Genomic DNA, 1,833 nt, shown 5'->3' with positions numbered 1-1,833 from the left:
TCCGAAACCAGTGCTTATGCAGCGCCCGTTCAAGATAGCGTCAACATTGTTGATGTTGCCTTGCAGCAGGTGCGTAACCTTTCGCTTGATCTGCGTCCCTCCCTGCTGGACGATTTGGGACTGGTAGCAGCGCTGCGGTGGTACGTCGATCGGTTTACTCAACGAACCGGAGTTACAGCGGAATTGTTGGTGGACTCCTACACGGCTCAGGTCTCTACAACGGTTGAAACGGCATGCTTCCGCATCGTTCAGGAAGCCCTGACCAATGTGATGCGCTACGCCCAAGCGCAGCAGGTTTCGGTAAAACTACGCCAGCAAGACGACGCTCTGCACCTCCTGATTTGCGACAATGGAATTGGGTTTGATGTGCAGGCAGCGCGACAGAAGGCAGCTCAGGGGGGAAGTTTGGGGCTGTTGGGCATGGAGGAGCGCGCCTTACTAGTCGGCGGTCAACTCACGATTAAATCAATTCTGCTGCATGGAACCGCGATCGAGGTGCACCTTCCGATCGCCGCTTACGCTTCCAAACCGTTCCATGATTCAGAGATCGCCGTACAATGACGCCAATTCGTGTTTTGCTAGCAGATAACCATACGTTGGTCCGAGCTGGACTACGGGCACTGCTAGAATCGCTGGATGCCGTCCAAGTTGTGGCAGAAGCAAATGATGGTCGTGAAGCCCTGCGGTTAATCGAAGCGCATCGTCCGGATGTGGTGTTGATGGACGTTGCCATGCCGGAAATGAATGGTTTAGAAGCAACTGCTCGTGTTGTGAAAGAATTTCCGGCGGTGCGCGTCATTATTCTCTCGATGCACGCAAATGAGGAGTATGTGCTGCAAGCGCTGCGGGCGGGCGCAGGGGGCTATGTACTGAAGGACTCTGGCGTTAATGAACTGGAACTTGCTCTCCGATCGGTCTCAAAAGGAGATACCTACCTTAGTCCAGCCGTTTCCAAGCATGTCGTGTCCGATTATGTGCGACGGATCGGTGGTGAATCCAGCTCGCCAAGTCAATTAACGCCTCGCCAGCGCGAAATTTTGCAACTATTAGCACAGGGGCGATCGGTGAAAGAAATTGCCCCACTGCTACACATCAGTGTCAAAACAGTCGAGACCCACCGCGCGCAGCTAATGGAGCGATTGAATATTCACGATGTTGCAGGTCTGGTTCGCTATGCGATTCGCATGGGATTAATCACTCCAGAAGATTAGCGCCTGAGCTTACAGACCGCACTCGCAGACGATCGTACAAATTTCAGACTTTTTTTCCTCAAACACCAGGATTTTCCTGATTTAGTTCCGGTGGAACTTGGCATAGCGTATGAAGTGAGCGAGGCGATCGTCCTTCAAATCACTCTTGCCGCAGCAGTCCTCGCCACAGCCGTCATCTGTTGGCAAGTTGCCATTACCCGGAACGCCCATCATGACTCAGCAAACCTGCCCACTCTGCTCAGACCTCCTACTTCGTCATATTCGCTACGGAAAACTGTACTGGTTTTGCCATCACTGTTATCAGGAGATGCCGTCTGCAGAAAGCCTTGTGAAATCCTCAGGGAGACCCGAGAGACATCTCAGGGTTTTCCTGATGGAAGCTTTCTTGCAAACAGCATAAGCTTGAACTTGAGCACCTAAAGTCCACAGCAGAACTTTTTGCCCAGCTTGAGCGACCTAGCTAGAACAACGAGTTGATGCTGCCTCTTCGCCTCTTCCCTTGAACGACCCTGCCTATGTCGCCTCTACGTACTTTCTTGGTGGACGATAGCCTTCCTTTCCTCGAATCCGCTACTCGCTTTTTATCTGGGGAGACAGGCCTTGAGATTATTGGACGCGCACT

At 52.4% G+C, this 1,833-nt stretch carries 3 protein-coding genes; 2 read left to right on the top strand and 1 reads right to left on the bottom strand.

Features of this window, described 5'->3' with window-relative positions; genetic code table 11:
* Both H6F43_RS14125 and H6F43_RS14120 read left to right on the top strand, forming a co-directional pair.
* On the top strand, positions 1 to 561 hold a 561-nt coding region (locus H6F43_RS14125), incomplete at its 5' end, for a sensor histidine kinase (RefSeq protein ID WP_190343376.1).
* Positions 558 to 1,211: a response regulator transcription factor gene (locus H6F43_RS14120; RefSeq protein WP_190343375.1), complete on the top strand. Its 654-nt coding sequence runs from the start codon at positions 558 to 560 to the stop codon at positions 1,209 to 1,211. The genes H6F43_RS14125 and H6F43_RS14120, both read left to right, overlap by 4 nt.
* An 81-nt stretch (positions 1,212 to 1,292) precedes the next feature.
* On the opposite strand, the gene H6F43_RS22735 is transcribed toward H6F43_RS14120, so the two are convergent.
* The gene (locus H6F43_RS22735; protein ID WP_277879936.1) at positions 1,293 to 1,424 is read right to left on the bottom strand and encodes a hypothetical protein; all 132 of its coding nucleotides are present in this window, start codon (positions 1,422 to 1,424) and stop codon (positions 1,293 to 1,295) included.
* Positions 1,425 to 1,833 lie beyond the last annotated feature (409 nt).

Origin of the sequence: Leptolyngbya sp. FACHB-36, from assembly GCF_014695955.1 — a bacterium.
GTDB lineage: Bacteria > Cyanobacteriota > Cyanobacteriia > Leptolyngbyales > Leptolyngbyaceae > FACHB-36.
The sequence above is the reverse complement of the archived record's forward strand: the minus strand, read 5'-3'. Positions and strand labels throughout refer to the sequence as shown.